Origin of the sequence: Nostoc sp. DedQUE09 (assembly GCF_034530915.1) — a bacterium.
In the GTDB taxonomy this organism is placed as follows: Bacteria; Cyanobacteriota; Cyanobacteriia; order Cyanobacteriales; family Nostocaceae; genus Nostoc.
This window is the reverse complement of sequence record NZ_JAVRCE010000092.1, coordinates 1-25,170: the sequence shown is the minus strand read 5'-3', so window position 1 is coordinate 25,170 and position 25,170 is coordinate 1. Positions and strand designations below refer to the sequence as shown.

The window sequence follows — 25,170 nt, the reverse complement described above, 5'->3', positions numbered from 1 at the left end:
ATCACTTAATTTCTGCACTCTATCTATCTTACGTTTTTTTTGGTTGACCTACTTACTTGTCTAGCAAACTTTGCGGTTATAGAAAAAAACGGATCTTGCCCTCACATCTGAAGGAGCGATCGCACTATTTTGGAATGAACATGTATATAGTGATGCTAGTAATGGCTTCTTTGAAGAAGTACAGGAGCTATATCAAAGTTTAGCTCCTCAACTGGTTAAAGACGATGAGCCTCCTTTGCGTGAGAAGGAAGTCCCTAATAGAACAACTGAGATTGAGCAAACAGGTTTGTTTGGTGAAGTGACATATTGCTCTTATCGATGGGATGCAACATACAACAGTGCAAGTTATCTCAACCTCTTAAATACTTACTCCGGTCATCTAAATTTAGATCGCATTACAAGAGCGCGTTTTTTTGATGCGATCGCTGAATTAATTAATACCAAGTTCAATGGTCAAATTACTAAAGGTTACTTAACTACTTTATACGTAGCCCACCTATTGTAATCTTATCTAAATCCAGAAATAGCAATTGTCTCACCAGTCACCAACATAGATTTTCCATAGGATATTCGGAGATAGAAACTAATGATTAAGAGTCCAGAGAAACTTGCAGATACGACAATTCAGTTTTCGGCTCCTGTAAGAGTAAACTCGCCGGAACTGCAACAACTTTTTGATTTTATTGCTCTGGGAGCAAGTGAGCGCGATCGCGATCGCATCCTTCCTTATAATGTGGTTGAATTGATCCGGCGTTCTAGGTTGGGTGCATTGCGAATCCCCGTTGCCGAAGGTGGTGGTGGTAGCACTGCACGCGAACTATTCGAGGTCGTGATTCGGCTGGGGGATGCCGATCCAAACGTCGCTCACATTGTGCGGAATCATTTCTCTGTAACAGAGCGAATTTTGCGTTCTGAACGCACCCAAAGAAATCGTCGCTGGCTCAAAGCCGTCGTCGATGGCGCGATTATTGGACTCGCTACGACCGAACTGGAAAGCAAGCGATCGGGTGGCGGCCAAGTCGTGAATACAAAATTAACACCTGATGGCGATGGCTATCGTCTAAATGGGGCGAAGTATTACAGCACTGGCAGCCTTTATGCAGACTTGATTTTCGTGCGCGTGCTAGTACCCGATGGCACTAAAGCGTTTATACTCATTCCCACTAATCGCGAGGGCATTGACCTTGTGGATGACTGGGATGGCTTCGGTCAAAGGCTTACAGGTACGGGAACGACTACCTTCACGAATGTCCGTGTAGAGGCAGACGAAGTAATTTTTGAGACAGACACAGACAAAGACAACCTGCCATACAACATCGTCCCGCAATTATTTCTGACTGCCATCAACGCCGGTATTATTCGCAGCGTTCTACGTGATGCTACAGCCCTCATCCGTAACAGACCCCGAACTTTCTACCATGCTGTATCCGAGCAAGCCTCAGAAGACCCAATCTTGCAGCAGACTGTCGGGCAGATTGCTGCCAATGCCTTTGCTGCCGAAGCGATTGTTTTAGCAGCAGCTGATGGTCTTGATCGCCTCCCTGCTGCCCAAGCTCAGGGTGAAGAGGCAGAGACGGCTGCGGCACTAGCAACTTCTCTGAGTGCAGCCAAAGCCAAATTGATTGTTGATGATTTGGCTCTACGTTCAGCTACCTTGTTGTTTGAAGTTGGTGGGGCTTCTACAACAAAGAAAAGCTCCAACTTTGATCGCCATTGGCGCAACGCCCGTACCTTATCCTCACACAATCCAAATCATTTTAAGGCTCGTGCGATCGGGGACTACGAGATCAACGGTACACCATTGCCGCAACGAGGATTCTTCTAAATTTTGTTCAGATCCCTGACTTTTAACTTGTAGCAATTTATCAGAAGTCGGGGATCTCGCAGCCAACCGAAACCGTTGAGAGGAACTATGAGTGCAATTGATACTACTTCTTTGAGAGCAAGCAAAGAGGCGATGTCTGGCGACAAGCCGCTTGGCGTCTACGCTTCTCCAACAGATTATCCCCAAAGCCCATTATCCCAAGCTCTCCAACAGCCAGTACTGCTAGGGCTGTTCTTACCGATTCATCACGGTGGTTGGAGTTCTTCTAACCTACCGCGCACTACAGATTGGTCGTTTGATTACAATGCCAAACTGACCCAAAAAGCTGAGGAGTTAGGTTTTGACCTTGTTTTCGGCTATTCCACATGGCAGCCGAAGGGCGGACAAGGGCCAACTCGCACAGAAGCAGGTTTAGATGCCTTCATCGCTACTGCTTCCCTTGCGGGTATTACCTCACGCATTCTATTAATCTCAACAATTCATGTTCTCTACGGGCCTTGGCATCCCATCCATCTGGCTAAATTTGGTGCGACACTTGACCACATTTCTAAAGGTCGTTGGGGAATTAATGTTGTCACCGGACACCGGGCTTATGAGCATGAACTGTTCGGCTGGAGCAAAATCGAACACGATCGCCTTTATGAACTCGCTTATGAATTTGTCACCGTCCTCAAACGACTCTGGTCGGAAACAGAGAACTTTTCTTACAAAAGTCAGAGTTCTTGGCAGTTTAAGGATGCTTATATCAGCCCCCGACCGCTTTATGGTCGCCCCATCCTAGTTAATGCCACCGGTTCGGATGCTGGTATAGAGTTTGCGGGTCGCCATTCTGATATCGTATTTATCACCAGTCCGGCTGGTGGTGACATAGAAAGCGCCTTGTCGTCGTTACCCGCCCATACAGCCCGTGTTAAACAATCAGCGATCGCTAATGGTAGACAAATCCGCACTCTCCTAAATCCGCTTATTGTTGTGCGAGAAACTGAAAAAGAGGCAGAAGAATATGCTCAGGCGATTATCGACCATGCGGATCACGAGTCAATTGCTGGACGTTCTCGCTTCAGCAGCGATGCACACGCCTGGAGGGGACACCAGAAGGGAAATCTGCGTCATAGCGTTGGCAGTGCGATCGGCGGTAATGTGCAGCTAATCGGTTCACCCGAACAAATCACCGAACAACTTTTGCAACTAAATAAAGCTGGTGTTGATGGTTTCCAGCTTGCCTTTTATGATTTTGAGCCTGATCTGGATTTATTCGGTAAGCGTGTTTTACCACTACTGAAACAGGCTGGACTTAGGTTTTAAGGGGAATTGGAGGTTGAAATTTAAACGCAGAGTAACACAGAGGTAAGCGCAGAGGAACGCAAAGTTTATTTGAGTCCATTCGCTAAAAATTACGTTGAGAGGTGTATCAATGCAAGGACAAGAATTACTACAAAGCTTGTTGCAAGCCAGTAGTGAAACTTTTTACATGGTAAGTATATCTACCCTGGTTGCAATAGTATTAGGTTTACCTCTGGGTTTGTTACTAGTGATGACGTTTATCAGGATATTTTTAAATTTGTGAATAATAATATAGCAGCAAAAGAAGGTTTAGAGATTCAAGTTGTTACTTTTAATGACTGGATACAACCCAACACAGCCTTGAGAGATTAAGTCATTGATGCTAATTTCTTTCAGCATAAACCTTTCATGAATAATGCTGTGAAAGAACTAAATTTAAATTTAGTAGCATTGAATACAATTTATTTAAACATACTTGGTCTTTTCTCGAACAAATTAAAATCAGTAAGCGAAATTCCCTAAAACGCAACTGTAACAATAGCTAATGATGTCATCAATAACAACCGATGGTTAAGGTTATTAGCAACTAACGGTTTAATTAAGTTAAACCAGCTACTCGTTCATCCAAACGTCAAAGATTTTATTAACAAAGAATACAAAAGAAGGTTCATACCAGTTTTTTAAATATTGTCGCTCAAATCTAAGATTTTTTGATATTTGTGTCTATGGTTCTTTTACAGTTTATTTTCTCACTACTTGAGTGTAGATTTACCTAGAAATACCTGCACTAAATTCTCATAGTCAAAGATAAAGAAATATTGATTAGATTTGAACAGCCCATCAAAATGTGGTATCTTTTTTCTAAATACTACTGCAAATCGGTCAATTTACTGTACTTAACCGTTTTCATCATAGATATAGCTGCTTAAACTCCTAAAAATTGATATCAAGGAGTCAATTGTGTTGAATTCTTTAAAAGAACACCGCTTTCATTACAAACAAAAATGTTCTGCCAGTAAAATCTTTGCAGTTGCAGCGTCTTTTCTTGGTTTTATAGCTTCTAGTTGCAGTCAACAAACAGCTATCAATGCCACAGCTAACTCAGATTCCTCCTCAAATACTGTCACTACCAAAACTACAGAGAAAAACAATGTGATTCGCTTGGGCTACCAAAAAGGTGGGATTATTCCCATTGCGCGTCAACGAGGTGAGTTAGAGCGTCAGTTAGCAACGCAAAATATTAAAGTTGAATGGAGTGGGCCATTTGACCGTTGCGCTACGCTTTTAAGTTCTCTCAATGGTAATCGGGCGGATATTGGCGGATGTGGTGATATTCCGACTATCTCTGGAATCGCTGCCAGACAACCTCTTTGTATTGGTTCTGTACAGCGTCCTAGCCCAGATTCTTTAAGTAGTGCCATCTTAGTTCGTGGTGATTCTCCCATTCGTAAACCGACTGATTTAGTAGGTAAAAAAGTTGCTGTTAATCAAGGTGGTGCAGGCGAATACCTATTATTAAAAGTTTTGGAAAAAGAAAATATTCCTTCATATAAAGTCCAGCGAGTTTACTTATCACCGAATGATGCTGCACCTGCTTTATATCAAGGTTCTGTTGATGCGTGGGCAGTTTGGGAACCTTATATTTCCATTGCAGAATTAGAGCATCAGGCACGGAGAGTTACCACTAAACACCCTGCTCCTACCTACGGCATTATGGTTGTTCGTGGTGATGCAGCTAAAGAAAATCCTGTGGCCGTGAAAGCTGCTCTCACTGCTTTGAGTGAGGATGGTGAATGGTTAAATCAACACACTAATGCTGCATCAGATTTTTTAGTTAAAGAGCTAAAAGTCTCTGATACTGTAGCCAAGCAAGTGACTAAAAATCGAGGACCAGAGTCTTACGTATTTCCTAATGCTGAAGATATCGCCAAGCTTCAGAAAACAGCTGACTGGTTACTAGAGCAAAAAATTATTCCGCAACGAGTAGATGTTGCTACAGCAGTGTGTCCGTTAGAAACTACCGCCGCTAGGTAAAAAGATGAGGGACAAGGAGCTAATAAATGCTGATTCTTGACCAATGACAAATGACTAATAACTAGGAGCAAAATTATATGCCTGTGGAATTTATTGGCATGATTGGTACGCGAGAAGCGTCTGAATTACATGACCCTACCGTATCTCTCACGGGAGGAAGTATAGACTTAGCTTATGTCCGCAAATTTGCAAAAGTCCATGAAGATGGTGGCTTTGATCGAGTACTAGTTGGCTATAGTTCTACAGGGCCGGATGGCTTTAATGTAGTCAGTTATGTGGCTGCTGCAACAGAACGACTCAAATTTTTACTTGCACATAGACCGGGTTTTGTGGCTCCCACTTTAGCCGCCCGCAAATTAGCAACATTAGATCACTTTTCTAATGGTCGCGTTGCAGTGCATATCATTACTGGTGGAAGCGATGCCGAACAACAACGCGATGGTGATTGGCTTGATCATGATACTCGCTATCGCCGTACCGATGAATATCTTGATATTGTGCGGCGAGTTTGGACGAGTGAAGAACCTTTCGATTATGAAGGGGAGTTTTACCAACTCAAACAAGCATTTTCGGAAGTTAAACCTTTACAGCAACCACATATTCCGATATATTTCGGTGGTGCTTCTGGTGCTGCTGTGGATGTAGGTGCAAAGCACAGTAATGTATATGCGTTTTGGGGAGAACCCATAGCTGCTATCAAACAACGGATCGCAGAGGTGAAAGCCGCAGCACCGCCTGGAAAAGATTTACGGTTTAGTGTTTCCTTGCGTCCGATTTTGGGCGAAACAGAAGCAAAAGCATGGGAAAAGGCGCGTTATATTCTCTCACGCATCAATGAAAGCCGTGCTAAGGCTGGGATTCAATTATCTCCGGGGGCTGCTGCACGACCTGAAGCTGTTGGTTCATTGCGGTTGTTGGATTTCGCCAAGGAAAGCGAAATTCATGATAAACGTTTATGGACACCGATCGCAGCTGCTACTGGCGCTCGTGGTAATACTACTGCTTTGGTAGGGACTCCGGAACAGGTTGCAGAGTCATTATTTGATTACTACCAAGCTGGAGTGACAACACTATTAATTCGCGGTTTTGACCCAGTGGAAGATGCGATCGCCTACGGTCGAGATGTGATTCCTTTGGTACGTCAACAAGTGCAACAACAAGAACGACAAACAGCAACCGTAGCTTAATGTACCTGTGAAACAAGAAAGAGAAAATCATGGCAAATTTCACTAGACCACAACCGCCAGTCTTTGAACGAGTTGAAGAAGAACGACTCTATCGCAAACAACGCCTTGCTGCGGCATTTCGGCTGTTTGCTCGTTTTGGCTTTAGTGAGGGAACAGCAGGCCACATCACCGCTAGAGATCCTGAGTTTACCGACCATTTTTGGGTAAATCCCCTTGGCAAGTACTTTGGTCACATCCGAGTTTCTGACTTGATTTTGGTCGATAGAGAAGGGGAAGTTGTCAAAGGTAATGCTCCTGTCAATCGTGCCGCCTTTGCGATTCATTCACAGGTTCATGAGGCGCGACCTGATATAGTTGCAGCTGCTCATGCTCATTCTCTGCATGGTAAATCTTGGTCAAGTCTTGGTCGCCTGCTTGATCCCCTAACTCAAGATGCTTGTGCTTTCTACCAAGACCACGCTCTATTTGATGACTATAGAGGAGTAGTTTTAGATACTTCAGAAGGTAAAAGAATTGCTGAATCTTTGGGAGACAAAAAAGCTGTGATTTTGCGGAATCATGGCTTTTTGACGGTGGGGCAAACAGTAGACGAAGCTGCTTTTTGGTACATTTCTTTTGAGCGATCGGCTCAAGCCCAACTACTTGCAGAAGCAGCTGGCAAACCACTTCCCATTGACCACGAAACAGCAACTTTTACTCATAACCAAGTAGGAACTCATTCCGGCGGTTGGTTTAGCTTTCAGCCCCTCTACGACCGAATTGTAGGCGAAGAACCAGGCTTACTAGAGTAGGTGTTGGTTATTTTTCTTGATTGTCTTTTTTTACCCAAAAATTAACGTGTCTACCAATTGGCTGCGGCAGAATTTTTTCTTCTCTCTGGGTTACTTGTTAGTAGCAACAACAGCTTGCTCAGAGGTTAAGTCTACTAGTCCGGCAACGATCGCTACTAATCCTAGTGCATCCCCAATTGCAGTGTCGAATACAACTCAACTGCATGTTGCTAAATTTAAAGGTGGCTGGGACTTAAATTTAAAGTTAGCTAAACTAGATAATTTCCCTTACACAACTCAATTTACTGAGTTTACTGGGGGTAATTTGATGGTACAGTCAATCAATGCTGGTGCGATTGACCTGGCTTCAGCTAGTGAAATTCCCCCGATTTTTGCGATTGAATCGAAAGCATCTGTAAAAATTATTGCCACTCTCAAAGGGCCAACCATTGGTCAAGTTGTACTCGTACCCAAGGACTCGACTGCCAAAACGATCGCTGACCTCAAAGGTAAGAAAGTGGGTTACGTTAAAGCCACGACTGCTCACTACTTCCTGATTAAAATGTTGGAAAAAGTCGGGCTAACGATGAAGGATATCAATGCAACTCCTTTATCGATACCCGATGGACTAGCTGCTTTTCGTAAAGGACAGCTTGATGCTTGGGCTACCTACGGTTACTCTATCCCCCAAGCCAAAAAAGAAGGGGCGCGGGTACTGGAATCTGCAAAAGATATTTTGAGCGGTAACTTCGTAATTATTGCTTCACCCAGCGCGATCGCTGATCCTCAAAAGAAAGTGGCGATCGCTGATTTTCTCTGTCGTTTGCGGAAATCTCAAACTTGGCGTGAATCTAATCTTAAGCAGTGGTCGAAGAATTATGCAACTACTATCGATGTTGATGAAAGTATTGTTTATCAGGATGCCCAGCAAGGACAACAACAGCGTCGTCAAGAATTACTTCCTGTTTCTGACGAAGCTATTGCTTCTCAGCAAAAGGTTGCTGATACCTTTTTTCAAGCGGGTGTAATTTCCACAAAAGTTGATGTTAAACAACTTTGGAACAGCAGTTTTAACGAAGATATCGCCAAATGCCAATAATTGCAGCAAGAAGTAAAAAGCTAAATGTCAAAATCACCTTATTTTTAATAAAGGTAAAAATATGTTTCATGGGATAGAAAGAGAATTATTAAATGGAGTACCTTGGTTATTTGGACAACAGTCTCAATTACCACATCATCTGCAATTATTAGATGAGCAAGAACATCAGATCCGTGATATTTGGGAATTACCACCACAAGAATCTGGTCATCGTGAGCCTGTTGTTAAGCAGAAGATAAAACGGTTTGGGATTTTCAGCAAACTAAGAAGTTTTTCTTTAAAGGCTATCGCCAATAAATAAAGATAAGCATTATCAGCTAATCAAACTAATAGAAAATTTCAACTAATTTGCAATGTGCAGTAACCTTCACCGGGGTAGCTTCTTTCAAGTATTTGGGTGACATCAGCACCACTTCGCTAACAATCAGTAATTATTTATTCGTAACACTTAATATTAGACAAACTAATAATTAGTTACTCATGATATTATGCTTTTCAGTATCACTAATCTCGATAAAATCTCATTTCATCCTCAAATACCGATATGACAACAACGACTGACCTCGATTTTGCCGCACGTGAGGCGTTGCGCCTACTCGGCCCCGATCCCGAAAACTGGGTGAGCGATCGCTCAGACATTGACCACAATGTGACGATAGTAGGCGGTAGTGGCAGTGGCAGCACCTTCGCATTTGCCCTGCGGCGTGCCGGTATTGGCCGTGTGACAGTCATCGACGAAGCTGAGGACGAAGCTCATGCAGGCGTGTGGCTGACGCGAGCGCGGATGAAAAAGCTACGCACACCAAAAAACCTGCCAGGGCCAGAACTGGGTATTCCGGCGCTATCATTTCAAGCTTGGTACGAGGCGCGGCACGGTGTTGAGGCATACGCAGCGCTTGACCGCATTCCACGAGTGGCATGGGCTGAGTACCTCAGCTGGTATCGGCATTTTCTGGGCATTCCAGTTCGGTATCAGACGAAGTTGGTGCGGATTGAGCCGGACGCAGATTTCTTTCGTCTACACCTGGAAGTGAACGGTGTGGCGCAGGTGGAAACCACACGTAAAATTATCTTCGCCAACGGTGTAGCTGGCACTGGTGGCCCAAATATACCGCCTGTATTGGCATCTCTGCCACGCACCTTATATGCACATACCGCCGATGCAATCGACTTCAACAATCTACGTGGCAAAACAGTAGCAGTGCTGGGTGCTGCGGCCTCGGCCTTTGATGCAGCAGGAGTGGCATTGGAATCAGGCGCTAAGGCAGTACATCTGTTCGCACGACGGTCAGCGATCGCATCTTTGCCAGTGAATCGCCTCCGAGGTTATCCTGGCGCTTACTATAACTATCCGCAACTACCTGATGCAGCTCGGTGGTTCCAAGCTTGGCGGTTTAATCAGGTTGGCTCTACACCACCACCAGACGCAATCGAGCGGGTAATAGCGTTTTCTAACTTCCACCTGCACTTATCCGCACCTTGGAAAGCGGCTCACAACCAGGGCGATCGCATCGTCGCTCAAGTAAATGATGATGTTTTCGAGTTCGATTTTGCGATCGCTGGTACTGGCTACTTTGTTGACCCGACAAAGCGGCCGGAACTCGCCGAATTTGCACATCATATCGCCCTCTGGCGCGATCGTTATGAAGCTCCAGCCGACCAGCGTGACGATCAACTCAGCACTTACCCTTACCTTGGCAGCGCCCATGAATACCAAGAGAAAGTACCTGGTAATGCCCCCTACCTGAAAGACATCCATGTGTTCAATCCTGCTGGCTTCGTAAGCTTCGGTCTACCCATCGGCGACGTACCCAGTATTCGACGCGATGTGCCAGCAGTAGTGGCACGCATCAGCCACGACTTGTTCTTTGCTGACTGGTCATTACACGAAGCCCGGATCACTAGCGGCAATATTTCGCCGGACTTCGACACATCATTGTATGCAGATGCGGTATGGAAACAGCAAACCAAGGTGGCAGTTAGCTAAATCTGTGTAGCGTTTATAATTCACGCCTAATGTGAATAGTTAAAGCTATTAAAACGAAGCACTCCTTACACATTGGGATCTACGATGTTCGCCTCAATGGCTTGCTCTTAACGGCATGATGAAAGGAAAAACACTTTCATAAGCTTTAGCTGCTTGCAATACCAGTAAATCTTTATATTTGGCAGCGACAATTTGTATACCAACAGGCAAACCGTTTTTGGTGAAGCCACAAGGTAAAGATGCAGCAGGTTGTTGTGTAAGGTTGAAAGGATATGTAAAAGGTGTCCAATCTCGGTGCTGATGAGCAATAAATGATTGAGGCCGATTTTGCCCAACAGGAAAAGCAACTATCGGTAAGGTGGGAGTAAGTAATAAGTCATAGTTTTGATGAAATATTTGCATTTGACGTCCCAATGCTTCACGAGCATCTTGGGCGCTGAGATATTCTACTAAGGTGAGGCGATCGCCTTCTTTGGCTATAGCTTGCAAACCTTCTTCAATTAAAGCTTGTTGTTCTGGACTAAAGCCACGCAATAACTTAGCTGCACCAGCTTGCCAAAATGTTTGAAAAATAGGGCGAGGATTTACAAAACCTGGATCGACCTCTTCGACAATCGCACCGAGTTTAGCAAAAACATCAACTGCGGCTTTAACTAAAGCAGCTACTTCTGCATCAACCTCAGCATAGCCAAAGTTGGGACTGTAAGCAATTCTCAATCCGGCTACACCCTTGTCTAAATCAGAAGTATAGTCTTGTTTTTCATCTGGTAAAGCATACCAATCACGCACATCAGAATGGGCGACAACATTTAATGTGAGTGCGGCATCAGTGACGGTACGAACCAAAACGCCAACATGAAACAATGATCCGGTATGGGCTGATGGGTAGCCAGAAACACGTCCAAAAGTCGGTTTGAAACCAAACACACCTGTTAACGCTGCCGGTGTTCTTGACGATCCGCCACCATCTGTACCAAGATGCAGTGTTCCCATGCCCAATGCAGCAGCAACAGCAGCACCACCGCTACTTCCTCCGGGAGTCAAATCTGTATTCCAAGGATTGCGGGTGATACCAGTCAGTGGACTGTCGGTGACACCCTTCCAACCAAATTCAGAGGTTGTGGTTTTTCCTAATAAAACTGCTCCTTGTTCGCGCAGACGAGCCACCGCAGGTGCATTTTCTTCCCAAGGTTGATGGGAGATTATCGCTTTACTCCCTCGGCGCGTTGGTAAACCCTTGGTTAATAGCAAATCCTTGACGGTAAAAGGTATACCATCCACTAAGCCACGGGGATTTCCATTTAACCAACGCACTTCTGAGGCTTGGGCTTCAGCCAGAGCAGTGTTTTCATCTACGATCGCAAAGGCGTTAACTGAGCTATTGTAAGTATTGATCCGTTCTAGGGCAGCTTTGGTTGCTGCAACTGGTGATAACTGGCGATCGCGATATAGCGATAACAGTTGAGAAGCAGAAAAATCAGCAATGTCTGACATATTTCGGTTTGAATAGATTTATTGAAACTACGGCTTAGTTAAGGAGTTTGGAGAAGGTTGCTAATTGTCAGATGTCACAAGTGCGATCGCAAAACCGTCATAGCCTTTGCTACCCACAGTCTGGATTGCTGTTGCACTCACACGCGGTTCAGATGCGAGTAACTCATTAAAACGACGTACTCCTTGAACACTAGGATCATCGCTGTTCGCCTCAATTACAGATCCATTGCGTACAACGTTATCAGCGATAATCAGGCTGCCCCGCCGGGAAAGCTTTAACGCCCACGCAAAATATTCTGGGTTGCTTGGCTTGTCTGCGTCAATGAAAATCAGGTCAAATGGATTGTATCCCTCGTTAGCTAGTTGCGGCAGTGTCTCTATTGCCCGGCCAACGCGCACCTCGACAAGATGAGCCAGATCAGCACGGTTTATATTCTCGCGGGCAACTTCGGCGTGCTGCGGATTAGACTCTAGGGTGATTAAACGACCATCGGTAGGCAATGCCCTAGCAAGCCAGATCGTGCTGTAGCCGCCTAATGTACCAATTTCCAGAATAGTGCGTGCCTTATGGATTAAGGCTAATAGCATGAGCAGTTTACCTTGGCTCGGCGAAACATTTTGTGGTGGTAAACCAGCTGCATCGCTAGCCTGAAGCGCCTCATCTAGTACGGGATCGGCAGGCACAAGCAAATCAGTGATGTAACGATCAACTTCTGTCCATAATTCTTGAGTCATTATTTTTCTTTCGGTAACAGTAACAACAGCACTTTTTATATGACCTAAATCTTAATTAGGAAAATCACTCCGCTTTAGTAGAGAAAGCAGTGTAATACCTTCCGCTAAGAGTTTATCAATAGCACCTTCATCGCGGTCAATAACGCAGAGTACGTAATCAATTTGAGCGCCAAGTTGACGCAGTTGATTGGCTGAGGTAATGATTTGACCACCAGAAGTTACTACATCTTCTACAATCAACACCTTCCGATTATTAATCTGTACACCTTCAGCTAATCGAGAAGTTCCATATTTTTTCGCTTCTTTTCTCACGAAAGCAGTAGGTAAACCAGAGTAGTGTGATAAGAGTGTCACTATCGAAATGCCACCAAGTTCAAGACCTGCAAGTACTTCGATATCGCTTGGAATAAGAGTAAGCATCTGCTTAACAATAGCATTAAGTAAAATTGGATCTGCCTCGAATTGATACTTATCAAAGTATTCGTTTGATATTCGTCCAGAGCGAAGTTGAAACGACCCAACTAGATGTGAAACTGTATAAATTTGCTTTGCTATTTCGCTTTTAACTATTTCGGTTTCAGAGCGTTTTAGAAAACTTCCCATTAATTTAACCTTGCTAAAAAAAATTGCTTTATCCAATTCAATAACGTGATATTTAACGTCTTAAAAGCTGTATCAGTTAAACTCGCAGCAGCAATAGTTCATTTGTTAATGCTTCATCCCACAAAGGCGATTTCTGTATTTCTGACACAGAAAGAGGTGGATTTATAGATTCGCCATCAGTCAAGAAAGATTGCTCTGATTGGAGAGATAATTGCCAATATCCTAGATCGTGCCACCGACTAAATTTATACCCAAGTTGACGTAGGACACCTACAGTTGAAAACCCAACAGCTTCATGTACAGCCACACTGGGTTGATTAGGTAAAGCGATCGCGGCCACAACGTTATAAAATCCTTGGAGTCGCAGCAATTTAAACAAAGAAGTATATAAGGCTTTAGCAATTCCTTTTCTGCGATAATTCGCACTGACGTACACAGATGATTCCACAGACCATTGATAAGCAGTACGGGTATGGTAGGGTCTAGCATAGGCGTAGCCTACAACTTCTTGATTAATTTCGCAAACGAGCCAAGGCATCTGCTGTTGATAACTCTTAATCCGCTGTTGAAACTCTGTTTGAGTGGGTGGTTCTACTTCAAAGGAAATTGCCGTTTCCCGCACGATTGGCTCATAAATTGCCAGCATTTGTAGAACATCGTTTTCATTGACTAGTCTGATTACTGCTTTCACTGCAATACTTGCTTTCTCCTAAACCAACTAAATAATAAAGCTGTTCCTAGTCCCCAAGCACCGTTAACTAATAAAGCTGTAATCATCGCTGGTAGCTTCCAACCTCCGGCTATGGGTAAACCCTTCAATGGTGCAACTACAAACCAAGCTACCAATGTGGGTGCAACAGCGCCAAAAAGCAGCGCAGTTAACCAATAACTTTTATTTATTTGCCAGCGCAGTGTAATAGTAGCCCAAATTAAACCCCAAATTCCTCCCCAGAAAGCACCTGATAGAAATTGCGGTATACCAAAGGGCGGTGTCGGAGTGGTTTGATAAAGCGCACGAGGTGCAAAGTTAATTGCATGAAGCAATGCCAGCAAGCCTTGGTGAAATACCAGCACAGCCACAAATCCAGCAACGAAAGCTAGGACAAATCGAAATACATCTGCTTTTTGAGTCATCGGGTAGCTTGCTTCCTTGGAATGATTTGTGATAAATTGCTATTTAGATAAGTACGATAACTCTACCAACTTACTGTACTTTTTGGATAACTCGATCACCAAAATCAGCGTATTTAGTTAAAAGCTTCATATCAGATAACAATTAAGCTTTCCATGCAAATCCAAACAGTTGGTATTTTAAGTCCAGGTGACATGGGGCAGGCGATCGCATCTGTTCTCAATCAAAATGGATTGAAGACTATTGCCGCCCTAGATGATCGCAGTGAACGAACTCGGCAATTAGCAGCCGCAGCTAATATCCAAGATGTGGGTTCCCTCACACAATTGGTAATTGAATCTGATCTGGTGCTATCAGTTTTAGTCCCCTCTGCGGCGGTAGAGGTAGCAAAACAAGTAGCAGAGGCGATCAGTAATGTGGGTAAACAGATTCTTTATGTTGATGGTAATGCGATCGCACCCCAAAAGGTAAAACGTATTGCCCAAATTATCGAATCATCTGGGGCAACTTTTGTAGATGCTTCAATCATTGGCCCACCTCCCAGAGTTCCCGGTCGCACGCGCATCTATGCGTCAGGAAAACAGGCCGATGAATTGCAACAATTGCAAAATTATGGATTGGATATCCGAGTAATTGGCGATGAAATTGGTCAGGCTTCTGGATTGAAAATGTCTTACGCCGCCCTCACCAAAGGACTAACAGCGATTAGTACAGAATTATTGATTGCTGCCCATCGCTTAGGCTTGGATGAGCAACTATGGAACGAAGTATCTAGTAGCCAACCAGAACTTGCTGCAATTCTCACCCGTTCTATTCCATCCATGACACCAAAAGCACATCGTTGGATAGGGGAAATGGAAGAGATTGCCGAAACTTTTCAAGAGTTAGGTCTGACTGAACGGATTTTTTACGGCGCAGCTGATGTTTACCGCTTGGTGAAAGATACCTCTTTGGGTAAGGAGACACCAGAAGAGTGCGATCGCGATCGCCCATTGAGAGACATCATTACTACTCTTTCCGACGAAACAGCACCGAGTCTATTAGACGGTAATGGCTGATTTTAGTTGAGCTATGTAGCGATCGCTATTAATGTTTCATCAGCACTAAATGCAAGCTCCAAAAATTGCGAGCTTACCTGTTCCATGCCGCAGTATATAGGTATGGAACAGGTTATTATCTGGGGAATCGAGTTCGAGTTATTGATACCCGAACAATTCAGAGTTATGTGGGGCATAAAAGTATTCAACATAACTGTTCGTTACACCGAACTTGCATCTACCAAGTTTCAAGAACCTATCCCAGTATTATAAAATTCCCTACTTATTTTCGTAAAATGTGCTGGAAAACCTTGATTTTTGGTTTTTATATCATGTCCGCTTGATTACTTATTAAACCTCAAGAACCCCACCCCGCCAAAGCTACGCTTTGTCTCCCCTCCCGAAGAGCGGGGAGGGGCTGGGGGTGGGGTGCAATGACTGTGGAAATCATAACTAATTACCAGGACTTGATATTAGTTATCAATCAGCTTAAGCTTTGTAGCACAAATCTTATTAGTGGGATAGCTTCAAGGTTTTTGGGATAATTAATGTTTAAACCCCTTGGTTAATTCTTGCCCCATCTCCCCCGAAAAAAATCGCTCTCATGCTTAATCTGGAACCACAATATTTTCTAAACCCTTTTCTGCTGATGGAAATTGTGGGTTTATTGCCTCTATAGTGTCTGCGATCGTTCGAGCTACTACTAAGTTACGATACCACTTATTGTTTGCAGGTATGACATACCAAGGAGCATGAGCAGTCGAGCAATTGTTAATCATGTCTTCAAATGCCGCTTGGTAGTCATCCCACAGTACCCGCTCCTTTAAGTCGTTGCTGGAAAACTTCCAATGCTTATCTGGGTCTTGTAACCGACTTTCCAAGCGTCGCTTTTGTTCGTCTTTAGAAATGTGAAGGAAAAACTTGATAACAGCAATGTTATTGAGTGTCAGCATATGCTCAAACTCATTGATTAATTGATAGCGATCGCGCCAAATATCCTCCGGTACTAGCTGTTTGACTCGTACAATTAATACATCTTCATAATGAGAGCGATTGAAGATGCTAATCATCCCCCGTTGTGGTGTCCTCTGGTGGTAGCGCCAAAGGAAATCATGATTTAATTCTTCATCACTGGGCTTTTTGAATGACCAAACCTGACAGCCTTGTGGGTTAAGACCACCGAATACGTGTTTGATAGTACCGTCTTTCCCCCCGGTGTCCATCGCTTGCAGCACAATTAGCAAACTACGTTGGTGTTCAGCGTATAACCGTTCTTGCAAATTTTGCAACCGTTGACGCTGTTTTTCCAGTTCTTCCTCGATATGCTTCTTTTTCTTGTAGTCCTCAGAGGCATTTGGATCGAAATTAGCCAAGGTGATAGGCTGTCCGGGATGAACTCGGTAGCGAGGATAGTCTGGTTTAGGCGGTGGCTCATCTACAACGATTTTTTCAGGTGCCATTTCCTCAGCATACTCAGTTGTAATTTTTGCTGCCGCTTGTTTTGTCTTACGAGATTCTGCTGATGTTGTGTTGTTGGTAGCAGTTGAATTCTTATTATTTGCTGAACTCTTTGACTGGCTCATAGGTTCTTTTAAGTTAGATAGGGTGGATAGCAATACGGTTCGGATAAGCATTTTTCACTTTCCTTATGATCTGGGGAAAGGGTAAGGGGTAAGGGGGAAAGGATGTATTCAAAACCTTTCCCCTTTCCCCTTTAACCGAACCGTATTGGGGTGGATAGCTCTACGCATTTAATCGTGCAATTTCCGGTTGCGATCGCATTTTTTAGTGTGTACTAGCTAGCTGTTGAACTTTTTCTGTTTCCCCATTAATTAGACCTACTTCATCACCCATAACGCGCTCTAAGATTTCTTCTGCCAGAGTGAGGAATTCTGGGTCTTTGCGTTTGCGAGGACGTGGTAACGATATGCGCTGATCCATTGTGACTCGACCATCTTCAATGAGTATGATGCGATCGGCTAGCGTTACTGCTTCATCCACATCATGAGTAATCAAGAACGCTGAAAATTTTTGTTCCTGCCAGATTTTTTCAATTAATCGCTGCATTTCAATGCGAGTCATCGCATCCAAAGCACCAAGGGGTTCATCCAACATTAGTAAGCGCGGCTCTCTCACTAAAGCCCTAGCAAGTGCCACCCTTTGCTTTTGTCCTCCCGAAAGGACAGATGGCCAATCCTTAGCTCGTTCTTTTAAACCTACTTGCTCTAGTGCCTTCTCTGCCTTTTGCTGCCAGTCTTTTTTGTTCAATCCTAATCCCACATTCCTTAGAACATTGTCCCACGGTAACAGGCGAGCATTTTGAAACATTGTTCGCGCGTTGCGATTACGCCCACGCAATGGCTCCCCGTCAATTAAAACTCCACCGTCACTAGGACTTTCAAACCCAGCTATCATCCGTAAAAGTGTACTTTTACCGCCACCACTGCGTCCAACGATCGCAATAAACTCTCCTGGTGCTATCTCTAAATCGAGACTCTGCAACACCTGAGTACTACCATAGGTCTTTGTCAGACCCATCACTTTTACCTCTGCGCCTTGTAAGGATGCCATCTTCACAAACCTCTTTAAAAAGTGCAACAGAATTTTGAATAACAAGTAATTGCAATATACTTTGACCTCTCTCCAAACCTCTCTCCTAAAAGGAGAGAGGCTTTGAATCATACTCCCCTTCCCTTGCAGGGAAGGGGCTGGGGGTTAGGTCTGTATTGGACTCAACCGAGAAGCGCTATAAACTTTAAGCAGCTTGGTAGTTAGAATCCCACCTTAACCATTTTTCTTCTAAAGCTTTGGCAGCCACATCTGCTAACTTGCCCAACAAGGCATAAAGCAAAATGCTCAAGACAACTACATCAGTTTGCATAAACTCACGAGCGTTCATTGCCATATACCCAATGCCAGAGTCGAGTGTGATAGTTTCAGCAACAATCAAGGTTAGCCACATAATTCCCAAGGCATAACGTAGACCAACGATAATTGAACCTAATGCGCCTGGGAAGATGACTCGCTTAAATAAAGACCAGCCGCGTAAGCCATAAGATTTCGCCATTTCAATCAGTTCTGGATCAACCGTGCGAACTCCGTGAAAGGTATTGAGATAAATAGGAAAGAATACTCCCAATGCGACAAGAAAAATCTTAGCTTCTTCGCCAATGCCAAACCATAAAATTACAAGTGGGATTAACGCTAAGTGAGGAATATTCCGAATCATCTGCACTGAGGTGTCTAAATACTCCTCTGCTGGACGAGCCAATCCATTAAGTAATCCCAAGCCAAAGCCAATACTACCTCCCAGCAAGAACCCAATCACAGCCCGGATTGTACTGATAATCAAGTTTCGCCATAGTTCCCCGGAACGGGCTAAACGAAGTCCTGCAAGTATTACATCTGAAGGGGCAGGCAATACTCTTGTAGAAAGCCAGCCAGATTTCACCAGTAATTGCCAAAGAATAATTAGAACAATCGGCAAAATCCAAGGTTTTAGCTGCCGAAACCCTAGTTGATAAAATCGATTTTTTTTCATTTTGAAGCTCCTTCTGCGGTACGTTGTTGCTTAGGAAAATCTTGGTTGGCGACAATTTCGCCAAAAGGACTTAATACTTGCTGTTGTGCTGTACTAGGTAAATTCTGAAGTGGTAAGCGGGGAAAAAGTAATTCAGCTACTCGATAAGCTTCTTCTAAATGCGGATATCCCGAAAGGATGAAAGTTTCAATTCCCAATTCGGCGTATTCCTGTATCCGTGCGGTGACAGTATCAGCGTCTCCTACTAAGGCTGTACCTGCGCCACCCCGCACCAGTCCGACTCCTGCCCAGAGATTAGGACTGACTTCCAATCCTTCACGACTGCCACTGTGCAGTTGCGTCATACGGCGTTGCCCAACGGAATCTAAACGAGCATAAACTTTTTGAGCTTTGGCGATCGCTTCTTCATCAACATACTTAATTAAATCATTAGCAGCATCCCAAGCTTCGCTCTCGGTTTCTCGCACAATGATATGTAAACGAATCCCAAAACGTAAAGTTCTACCTTGTTCGGCAGCTAGCTTCCGAACTGCGTTAATCTTCTCGGCTACTTGCTGCGGTGGTTCTCCCCAAGTCAGATACACATCAATGTGGTTAGCTGCAATTTGCTGGGCAATCGGTGATGAACCGCCAAACCATAAAGGAGGATAGGGCGTTTGTACAGGAGGAAAAAGTAGCTTACCGCCTTTGATTTGGAAATATTCACCACTGAAATTGGCTTCTTCACCAGTCATAATTGCTCGCCAAATGGACAAAAACTCATCTGTCAACTCATACCGGGCTGTGTGGTTAAGATGAACTCCATCACCAGCCAATTCCACCGGATCGCCCCCCGTCACAACATTTATCAGCAAGCGTCCATTGGATACGCGGTCAAGTGTAGCCGCCATCCGTGCTGCCATGCCAGGAGACGACAAACCAGGGCGAATCGCCACTAAAAAACGCATCTGTTGAGTTACTGATATTAAGGATGATGCTATAATCCAAGCGTCTTCACATGAGCGTCCTGTGGGAAGTAAAGCACCCGTGTAGCCTAGATGATCCACAGCTTGAGCAATTTGACGCAAGTATGGATAGGTAGCAGCACGCCCTCCTGTTGCTGTTCCGAGATAGCGCCCATCACTGTAGGTTGGAATAAACCAAAATAGTTCCATTGATACTCAACTCCTTGAGTGTTTTAGCTATAACTGTAAGAATGCGATCGCCTACAGTGGAGCGTAGCCCATCGCTTATGTAGCTTGTAAACAGTTTTAATTAGGCTTAGGCTCAGACACCATAGCTACTCGACTGACATCAATTTTTTTAGGAACCAATTTCAGACGATAAAAAGTATCAGCAAGCCTTTGTTGATAAGCGACAACTTCCTGGGTAATAAGTTCTAAGCCATAAGCTCTTCTTTTTGCTACCTGCTCTAAAACACCAGCATCAATCCCAATTAGAGGTGAGAGTATTTGTGCAACTTCTTGTGGTCTAGGTTTTGCCCATTCATCTACTTTTTTGATTTCCTCTAAAACGATTTTCAGGCGGTCAGGATGCTTCTTGGCAAAGGTTTGAGAAGCAAAAAGGAACTCCCGATTTTCGACTATATTTGTAGCATCTGCAAGTATTCGCGCCCCTGTAGCTTGTTCAGCAGCAGCAAAGTATGGGTCCCAAATCGCCCAGGCATCAACCTTTTTTCGTTCAAATGCTGCTCTAGCATCAGCTGGAGGAATAAACACTGGTTCAATATCGGTATATTTCAAATTAGCTTTTGCCAATGCCTGTACAACTAAATAATGGACATTTGAGCCTTTATTTAAGGCGATTTTTTTGCCTTTTAAATCAGCAAGATTGCGAATTGGAGAATTTTTTGGAACTAAAATTGCTTCACCTTTGGGATTAGGAGGTGAACTGGCAACATAAAGCAGAGGTGCGCCAGCTGCTTGAGCAGATATGGGAGGCGTTTCTCCTGCATGACCAAAGTCAAGCCGACCAGCATTTAAAGCTTCTAATAGTTGTGGCCCAGCTGAAAATTGATTCCATCGCACCGATAACCCCATTGATTTTAACTTTTTCTCTAAATCACCTTTTGCTCTTAAAAGACTGAGAGAGCCAAACTTTTGATGACCAATACGAACTACCTTTTCTGGATCTTGACCTATGCTAAATGATGGCATAGATGCAGAAATTACTGAAAGATTTGGAGAGCAAGCAGAAATTATCAAACTCAAGCTGAGACTAACAGCAAATAGAAAGGTAAATGTTTTGCTTGAATGCTTTTTGAATAAACCTATAATTTTGTGTCCTTTTAATACAAGCGCAGAAAAAATCTTCTGATTTAGAAACATTTCGCCCTCAATTTAAAATAAAATTTATACTTAAAAAGTATTAAAGACTTAACTAACTTTGATTAAAATTATTGAGAGTAGTTTAAACTACAGTAAACCGACAAATTTAATGTAGTATCTAACTAAAGAATGATATTTTTCTGCTTCGATTATTGTTTTCTGAGACTGATGGAAGAGCGCTAACTAGGGGAAAAGCGTTGTATGTTGAGTACAGGACTTACGCAAAATAATGGAAAAACGAACTGCATACCCCTTCGGGGATCTTGCTACGCGCAGCGTCTCGTTAGATGAAGTGCCCAGAAGTTAATGTAAGACTTGTGTCAATACTGTTCGGTTAAGCATTTTTTACTTGAAATTGGGCTTGGGGTAAAGGTTAAGGGGTAAAGGTTAAAAGTTTTTCTTTTCCCTTTTCCCCTTACCCTTTCCCCTTTAACCGAAAGGTATTGAGACTTGTGTGTCCTCCTCAAAAAAGATTACACTTAGGCAACCTGTATAAATAATAGTTAGACCCCTGACGTTCTCAGTGAGGTAGCGCATCTAATTCACATATTAATATTCGAGGCTCAATTACCATAAGGCTGTAGCGGGGCTATGTGTCAACTGTGTATTCTATAAATGTATAAGAAGGTTGACATTATTTCTCTAAAAGTTGGAGTATTTGAGATTAAAACCAAGCTTAATTCTGATGATTTTTTTGAAAAAGCCTTCGGGTTGTAGTGGCGTGACAAGATAAATATAGTGCAAGAGTCGTAGCCACTGTTTTAAAAGTCAAGATATCGTTCTTGTATTTTGGTAACTTTTGTACTGTCAAAATTGAGTAATTCAAATATACCGAACTTGATTTTCCATCTCATCTGCTGTCACTTGATTTAAAATCGCTAGTAATCTTTTTGCTATTTCTTGAGGTGGACGAAGAACAGCATAAATCACTCCATAGTGCATTTGTTCGCTATCAAAATAAGCTTGTATGAGTTCTTCAAAATCGGTACGGTTGTGTGTAACTAGCCTTCTTCCTTGGTTGACAGCATAAGCCATTTGTTCCTCATCGCTTGCATGAAGTTGTCTTGCATCTCTTACGGTTAAAGCATCAAAGCCTCTAGCTTTTAGCAAATCCGCTACCAAAACGTTGACATCCTCATCTAAGTACAAGCGAATGAACAAGTTACTCATAAATCTCGTACTAACAGATCAATCAATTCATCAGGGATGCGGTTACGTTCAATATAAGTATTAATTTCATCTTGATGATCGCTGTAATAACTCAACGCATCAAACACTTGTGCCAGGGTTAGATGAGGCAAACCTTGGAGAATTCCTTCAGGAGATACACCCATACGCCAAGTTTCAGCGATCGCTCTAACAGATGTACGAGTTTCCTTGATAATTGGCTCACCACCTAGAATATGCTCGTCTTTGACAACGTAAAGATGTTCTGTTGCTTGAACCATAGATATGAATATCTTGAGAACTTTCCTAGATGATAATTGTACAGATTCTGTCAAGAAGCCACAAACTACTGTTAATTTACCAATTAAATGTATTTAATACCTCAAATCAAGGTATTATAAGAATTTATAATAAATCAAGTCTGATTTTTTAGCTGGGTTGGAAAAGCATTTAGTCCCAGTAAAGAGACAGCGTAACTATTGATTCTAGCTAAGACCGCTATGAACCCTAGCTTTTTAACTGCCCATACTCCAACCACGATCGCTATTGTTGGCGGAGGTTTTAGTGGTTCTCTAGTCGCTACCCACTTATTAAAAACTGCCAGCCAACCCCTCACCATTAAGCTGATTGAGCGTAGCGATCAAATTGGCAAGGGAATCGCCTACAGCACCGATACCAACTGTCATTTGCTGAATGTATCGGCAGGTAACATGAGTGCATTTGCTCACGATCCAGGGCATTTGTTACGTTGGCTTCAGCACAACCGAAATGAGTTAACAGTATTTTTTTCAGAAGAAGTAAATGCCAGTACCTTCATACCTCGTAAGGTCTATGGTTTATACATTCAATCGGTTTTAGCAGAAGCAGAAGCCACAGCGCCTAGTGATGTGCGACTAGAACGCTTCACCGATGAAGTGGTAGGGGTACAGCCCGAAGAAAAAGGCGCAATAATTTCTCTACGTAGTGGTCGCTGTTTTGCCGCAGACAGAGTTGTGTTGGCATTGGGGAACTCACCTTCTGCACCCCCCGCCATTCAAAACGCAAACAGTAATGATGATTATCTGCGGAATGCTTGGTCAGCCGATGCCTTAGCAGACCTTGATGCTGATGCGCCTGTGTTGCTAATTGGTACGGGACTGACGATGGTGGATATGGTTTTATCTCTGAGCGATCGCCAGCATAGAGGTAAAATTTATGCTGTGTCCCGACGAGGCTTATTTCCCCTAAAACATCAAGCGGCTCAACCTTATCCCTGCTTTTTGACGCTAGAAAATTCACCAAAAAGTGTACGTGGCTGGTTACGTCGGCTGCGTGCCGAGGTGGAAGTTGCGGCTACCCAAGGCTACGACTGGCGATCGGTGATTGATTCTCTGCGTCCCATGATTCAGAAAATCTGGCAAAAACTACCGACTGGGGAACAGCAGCGTTTTTTGCGTCATCTGACACCTTATTGGGATGTGCATCGTCACCGCATTGCCCCAAAAGTCGCGGATGTTGTAACTGAAATGCTGGATTCAGGTCAACTCACCATTTCCGCAGGGCGGATTAGGGAATATCAAGCTTTGCCGGATGGTGTAGCTGTTACCGTCTACCAGCGCAAAACCCAAACTAATAATATCTTGCACGTCCAACGGGTGGTGAATTGTACAGGGGTAGCAGCAGATTATCGCCGATCGCCTCATCCTTTGATTACTGATTTGCGATCGCAGAAATTAATTCGCCCCAATGCCATCGGTTTAGGATTAGATACAGATACCCACGGTGCTTTATATGCAGCAGACGGTAACGTTTCGACGCTGTTTTATACCTTGGGAACTCCCCGCAAGGGCGACTTGTGGGAAACTATCGCCGTTCCAGAATTACGGGGACAGGCGCAGGAACTATCTAAGACGTTGTTGCAATCGCTACCAGTGCGTGCGCGGAGTATTCCAACGATGCCTTTGTTAAACGAGCGTAGTGCAGAGATACCGCAGTCCACTTTCCTATTTCGGCAATTTTTTGACCCTGCAACTAGTAGTTATACTTACTTAATTGGCGATCGGCAGACAGGAGATGCTGTTCTAGTCGATCCTGTATTAGAGCAAGTTGACCGCGATTTGGAATCATTGGATGAATTGGGATTAAAGCTACGCTACTGTCTAGAAACTCACCTCCATGCCGATCATATTACAGGGGCAGGCAAACTTAGGCAAAAAACAGGCTGTGAGGTGATTGTTCCCCAGAATACTGCTGTGACAAAAGCCGATCGCTCCCTTGTCGGTGGCGAAATTCTAGAGGTGGGATCGGTAATCATCGAAACAATTTTCACACCAGGTCACACCGCCAGTCACATAGCATATTTGGTGAACAAAACCCATCTGTTAACTGGTGATGCCTTATTTATTCGTGGTTGTGGACGCACAGATTTTCAGGGAGGCGATCCTGGAACTTTATACGATGTGGTGACACAACGCTTATTCACCTTGCCAGATGATACGTTGGTATATCCTGCCCATGACTATAAAGGACGTACAGTTTCCACCATTGGCGAAGAAAAGCGGCTTAATCCCAGATTTAGCGTTCGCGGAGCGACTCGGAACGAGTATCGCAGTCGTAGTCAATTCATTACCATCATGAATAATCTCAAATTGAGTTATCCCCAGAAGATGAATGCAGCTGTACCTGCGAATGAATACTGTGGTGATTTTATTCCTCAAGATAGCTTAGACCAAGCTACAAGTTCGGCAACAGATGAAGAACAAAAACAAATAGAACTCACAGTTATGACTAATACAGAAATTTACAATGATTACTTTGCTATGTATATCTAAGATGAATTCTAGTAATAAATCCACCTTAGTCGAAACTTGTTAGCTTTTGGATTAAATTATATCTTTTGAGCAATAGTTCTAGAATGTTAGAGACCATTTATAAAGTAAATCTTTAGGAGGTTAGACGACGCAGCATAA

General features: G+C 43.6%; 25 protein-coding genes. 13 read left to right on the top strand and 12 right to left on the bottom strand.

What is annotated here, in order from left to right; translation table 11 throughout:
- The first annotated feature begins 235 nt into the window (after positions 1-235).
- From RMY27_RS33125 to RMY27_RS33075, 11 genes are all read left to right on the top strand, one after another.
- Positions 236-505, top strand: a complete 270-nt coding sequence (locus RMY27_RS33125; RefSeq protein WP_322669042.1) for a hypothetical protein — start codon at positions 236-238, stop codon at positions 503-505.
- Positions 506-586: 81 nt separating this feature from the next.
- The gene (locus RMY27_RS33120) at positions 587-1,825 is read left to right on the top strand and encodes an acyl-CoA dehydrogenase family protein (RefSeq protein ID WP_322669041.1); all 1,239 of its coding nucleotides are present in this window, start codon (positions 587-589) and stop codon (positions 1,823-1,825) included.
- An 87-nt stretch (positions 1,826-1,912) separates the two neighbouring features.
- Positions 1,913-3,130 carry an LLM class flavin-dependent oxidoreductase gene (locus RMY27_RS33115; protein WP_322669040.1) on the top strand — a complete coding sequence of 406 codons (1,218 nt, stop codon included), beginning with the start codon at positions 1,913-1,915 and terminating at the stop codon, positions 3,128-3,130.
- 109 nt (positions 3,131-3,239) lie between these two features.
- A complete protein-coding gene (locus RMY27_RS33110; RefSeq protein WP_322669039.1) occupies positions 3,240-3,392 on the top strand; it encodes a hypothetical protein in 153 nt (50 codons plus the stop codon).
- 92 nt (positions 3,393-3,484) lie between these two features.
- Positions 3,485-3,631: a MetQ/NlpA family ABC transporter substrate-binding protein gene (locus tag RMY27_RS33105; RefSeq protein WP_322669043.1), complete on the top strand. Its 147-nt coding sequence runs from the start codon at positions 3,485-3,487 to the stop codon at positions 3,629-3,631.
- A gap of 438 nt (positions 3,632-4,069) precedes the next feature.
- On the top strand, positions 4,070-5,143 hold the full coding sequence (locus tag RMY27_RS33100; protein ID WP_322669038.1) for an aliphatic sulfonate ABC transporter substrate-binding protein: 1,074 nt from the start codon (positions 4,070-4,072) through the stop codon (positions 5,141-5,143).
- A gap of 77 nt (positions 5,144-5,220) precedes the next feature.
- A complete protein-coding gene (locus tag RMY27_RS33095) occupies positions 5,221-6,330 on the top strand; it encodes an LLM class flavin-dependent oxidoreductase (RefSeq protein WP_322669037.1) in 1,110 nt (369 codons plus the stop codon).
- Between the two features lie 29 nt (positions 6,331-6,359).
- Positions 6,360-7,121 (top strand): class II aldolase/adducin family protein, encoded by a 762-nt coding sequence (locus tag RMY27_RS33090; RefSeq protein ID WP_322669036.1) that lies wholly within the window; start codon positions 6,360-6,362, stop codon positions 7,119-7,121.
- 46 nt (positions 7,122-7,167) lie between these two features.
- Positions 7,168-8,199, top strand: coding sequence for an ABC transporter substrate-binding protein (locus tag RMY27_RS33085; protein ID WP_322669035.1), 1,032 nt, complete (start codon positions 7,168-7,170; stop codon positions 8,197-8,199).
- Positions 8,200-8,260: 61 nt separating this feature from the next.
- Complete coding sequence (locus RMY27_RS33080; RefSeq protein WP_322669034.1) at positions 8,261-8,500, top strand: hypothetical protein; 240 nt, start codon at positions 8,261-8,263, stop codon at positions 8,498-8,500.
- A gap of 243 nt (positions 8,501-8,743) precedes the next feature.
- Positions 8,744-10,186 (top strand): NAD(P)-binding domain-containing protein, encoded by a 1,443-nt coding sequence (locus RMY27_RS33075; RefSeq protein WP_322669033.1) that lies wholly within the window; start codon positions 8,744-8,746, stop codon positions 10,184-10,186.
- Positions 10,187-10,279: 93 nt separating this feature from the next.
- Here RMY27_RS33075 and RMY27_RS33070 read toward each other — a convergent pair whose 3' ends face one another.
- The 5 genes from RMY27_RS33070 to RMY27_RS33050 all read right to left on the bottom strand — a co-directional run bounded on the left by RMY27_RS33070 (position 10,280) and on the right by RMY27_RS33050 (position 14,152).
- The gene (locus RMY27_RS33070) at positions 10,280-11,680 is read right to left on the bottom strand and encodes an amidase (protein ID WP_322669032.1); all 1,401 of its coding nucleotides are present in this window, start codon (positions 11,678-11,680) and stop codon (positions 10,280-10,282) included.
- A 60-nt stretch (positions 11,681-11,740) separates the two neighbouring features.
- A complete protein-coding gene (locus RMY27_RS33065; protein ID WP_322669031.1) occupies positions 11,741-12,415 on the bottom strand; it encodes an O-methyltransferase in 675 nt (224 codons plus the stop codon).
- A gap of 51 nt (positions 12,416-12,466) precedes the next feature.
- A complete protein-coding gene (pyrE, locus tag RMY27_RS33060; protein WP_322669030.1) occupies positions 12,467-13,018 on the bottom strand; it encodes an orotate phosphoribosyltransferase in 552 nt (183 codons plus the stop codon).
- A gap of 76 nt (positions 13,019-13,094) precedes the next feature.
- Positions 13,095-13,709: an N-acetyltransferase family protein gene (locus RMY27_RS33055; protein WP_322669029.1), complete on the bottom strand. Its 615-nt coding sequence runs from the start codon at positions 13,707-13,709 to the stop codon at positions 13,095-13,097.
- Positions 13,706-14,152, bottom strand: a complete 447-nt coding sequence (locus RMY27_RS33050) for a hypothetical protein (RefSeq protein WP_322669028.1) — start codon at positions 14,150-14,152, stop codon at positions 13,706-13,708. Before RMY27_RS33050 ends, RMY27_RS33055 begins: the two co-directional genes overlap by 4 nt.
- 153 nt (positions 14,153-14,305) lie before the next feature.
- Here RMY27_RS33050 and RMY27_RS33045 point away from each other — a divergent pair, with 153 nt between their 5' ends.
- Positions 14,306-15,208, top strand: coding sequence for an NAD(P)-dependent oxidoreductase (locus RMY27_RS33045; RefSeq protein ID WP_322669027.1), 903 nt, complete (start codon positions 14,306-14,308; stop codon positions 15,206-15,208).
- 587 nt (positions 15,209-15,795) lie between these two features.
- Here the strand turns inward: RMY27_RS33045 and RMY27_RS33040 are convergent.
- From RMY27_RS33040 to RMY27_RS33010, 7 genes are all read right to left on the bottom strand, one after another.
- The gene (locus RMY27_RS33040; RefSeq protein ID WP_322669026.1) at positions 15,796-16,821 is read right to left on the bottom strand and encodes a polyphosphate kinase 2 family protein; all 1,026 of its coding nucleotides are present in this window, start codon (positions 16,819-16,821) and stop codon (positions 15,796-15,798) included.
- A gap of 151 nt (positions 16,822-16,972) precedes the next feature.
- Positions 16,973-17,758 (bottom strand): ATP-binding cassette domain-containing protein, encoded by a 786-nt coding sequence (locus tag RMY27_RS33035; RefSeq protein WP_322669025.1) that lies wholly within the window; start codon positions 17,756-17,758, stop codon positions 16,973-16,975.
- 184 nt (positions 17,759-17,942) lie between these two features.
- Entirely contained in the window at positions 17,943-18,728 is a 786-nt protein-coding gene (ssuC, locus tag RMY27_RS33030) for an aliphatic sulfonate ABC transporter permease SsuC (protein WP_322669024.1), read from the bottom strand.
- On the bottom strand, positions 18,725-19,882 hold the full coding sequence (gene ssuD / locus RMY27_RS33025) for an FMNH2-dependent alkanesulfonate monooxygenase (protein WP_322669023.1): 1,158 nt from the start codon (positions 19,880-19,882) through the stop codon (positions 18,725-18,727). The genes ssuC and ssuD overlap by 4 nt, the downstream gene beginning before the upstream one ends.
- A gap of 96 nt (positions 19,883-19,978) precedes the next feature.
- On the bottom strand, positions 19,979-20,884 hold the full coding sequence (locus RMY27_RS33020; RefSeq protein WP_322669022.1) for a sulfonate ABC transporter substrate-binding protein: 906 nt from the start codon (positions 20,882-20,884) through the stop codon (positions 19,979-19,981).
- Positions 20,885-21,877: 993 nt separating this feature from the next.
- Entirely contained in the window at positions 21,878-22,225 is a 348-nt protein-coding gene (locus RMY27_RS33015; protein WP_322669021.1) for a DUF5615 family PIN-like protein, read from the bottom strand.
- The gene (locus tag RMY27_RS33010; protein ID WP_322669020.1) at positions 22,222-22,503 is read right to left on the bottom strand and encodes a DUF433 domain-containing protein; all 282 of its coding nucleotides are present in this window, start codon (positions 22,501-22,503) and stop codon (positions 22,222-22,224) included. Before RMY27_RS33010 ends, RMY27_RS33015 begins: the two co-directional genes overlap by 4 nt.
- A 219-nt stretch (positions 22,504-22,722) precedes the next feature.
- Here RMY27_RS33010 and RMY27_RS33005 point away from each other — a divergent pair, with 219 nt between their 5' ends.
- A complete protein-coding gene (locus RMY27_RS33005; RefSeq protein WP_322669019.1) occupies positions 22,723-25,032 on the top strand; it encodes an FAD/NAD(P)-binding protein in 2,310 nt (769 codons plus the stop codon).
- Positions 25,033-25,170 lie beyond the last annotated feature (138 nt).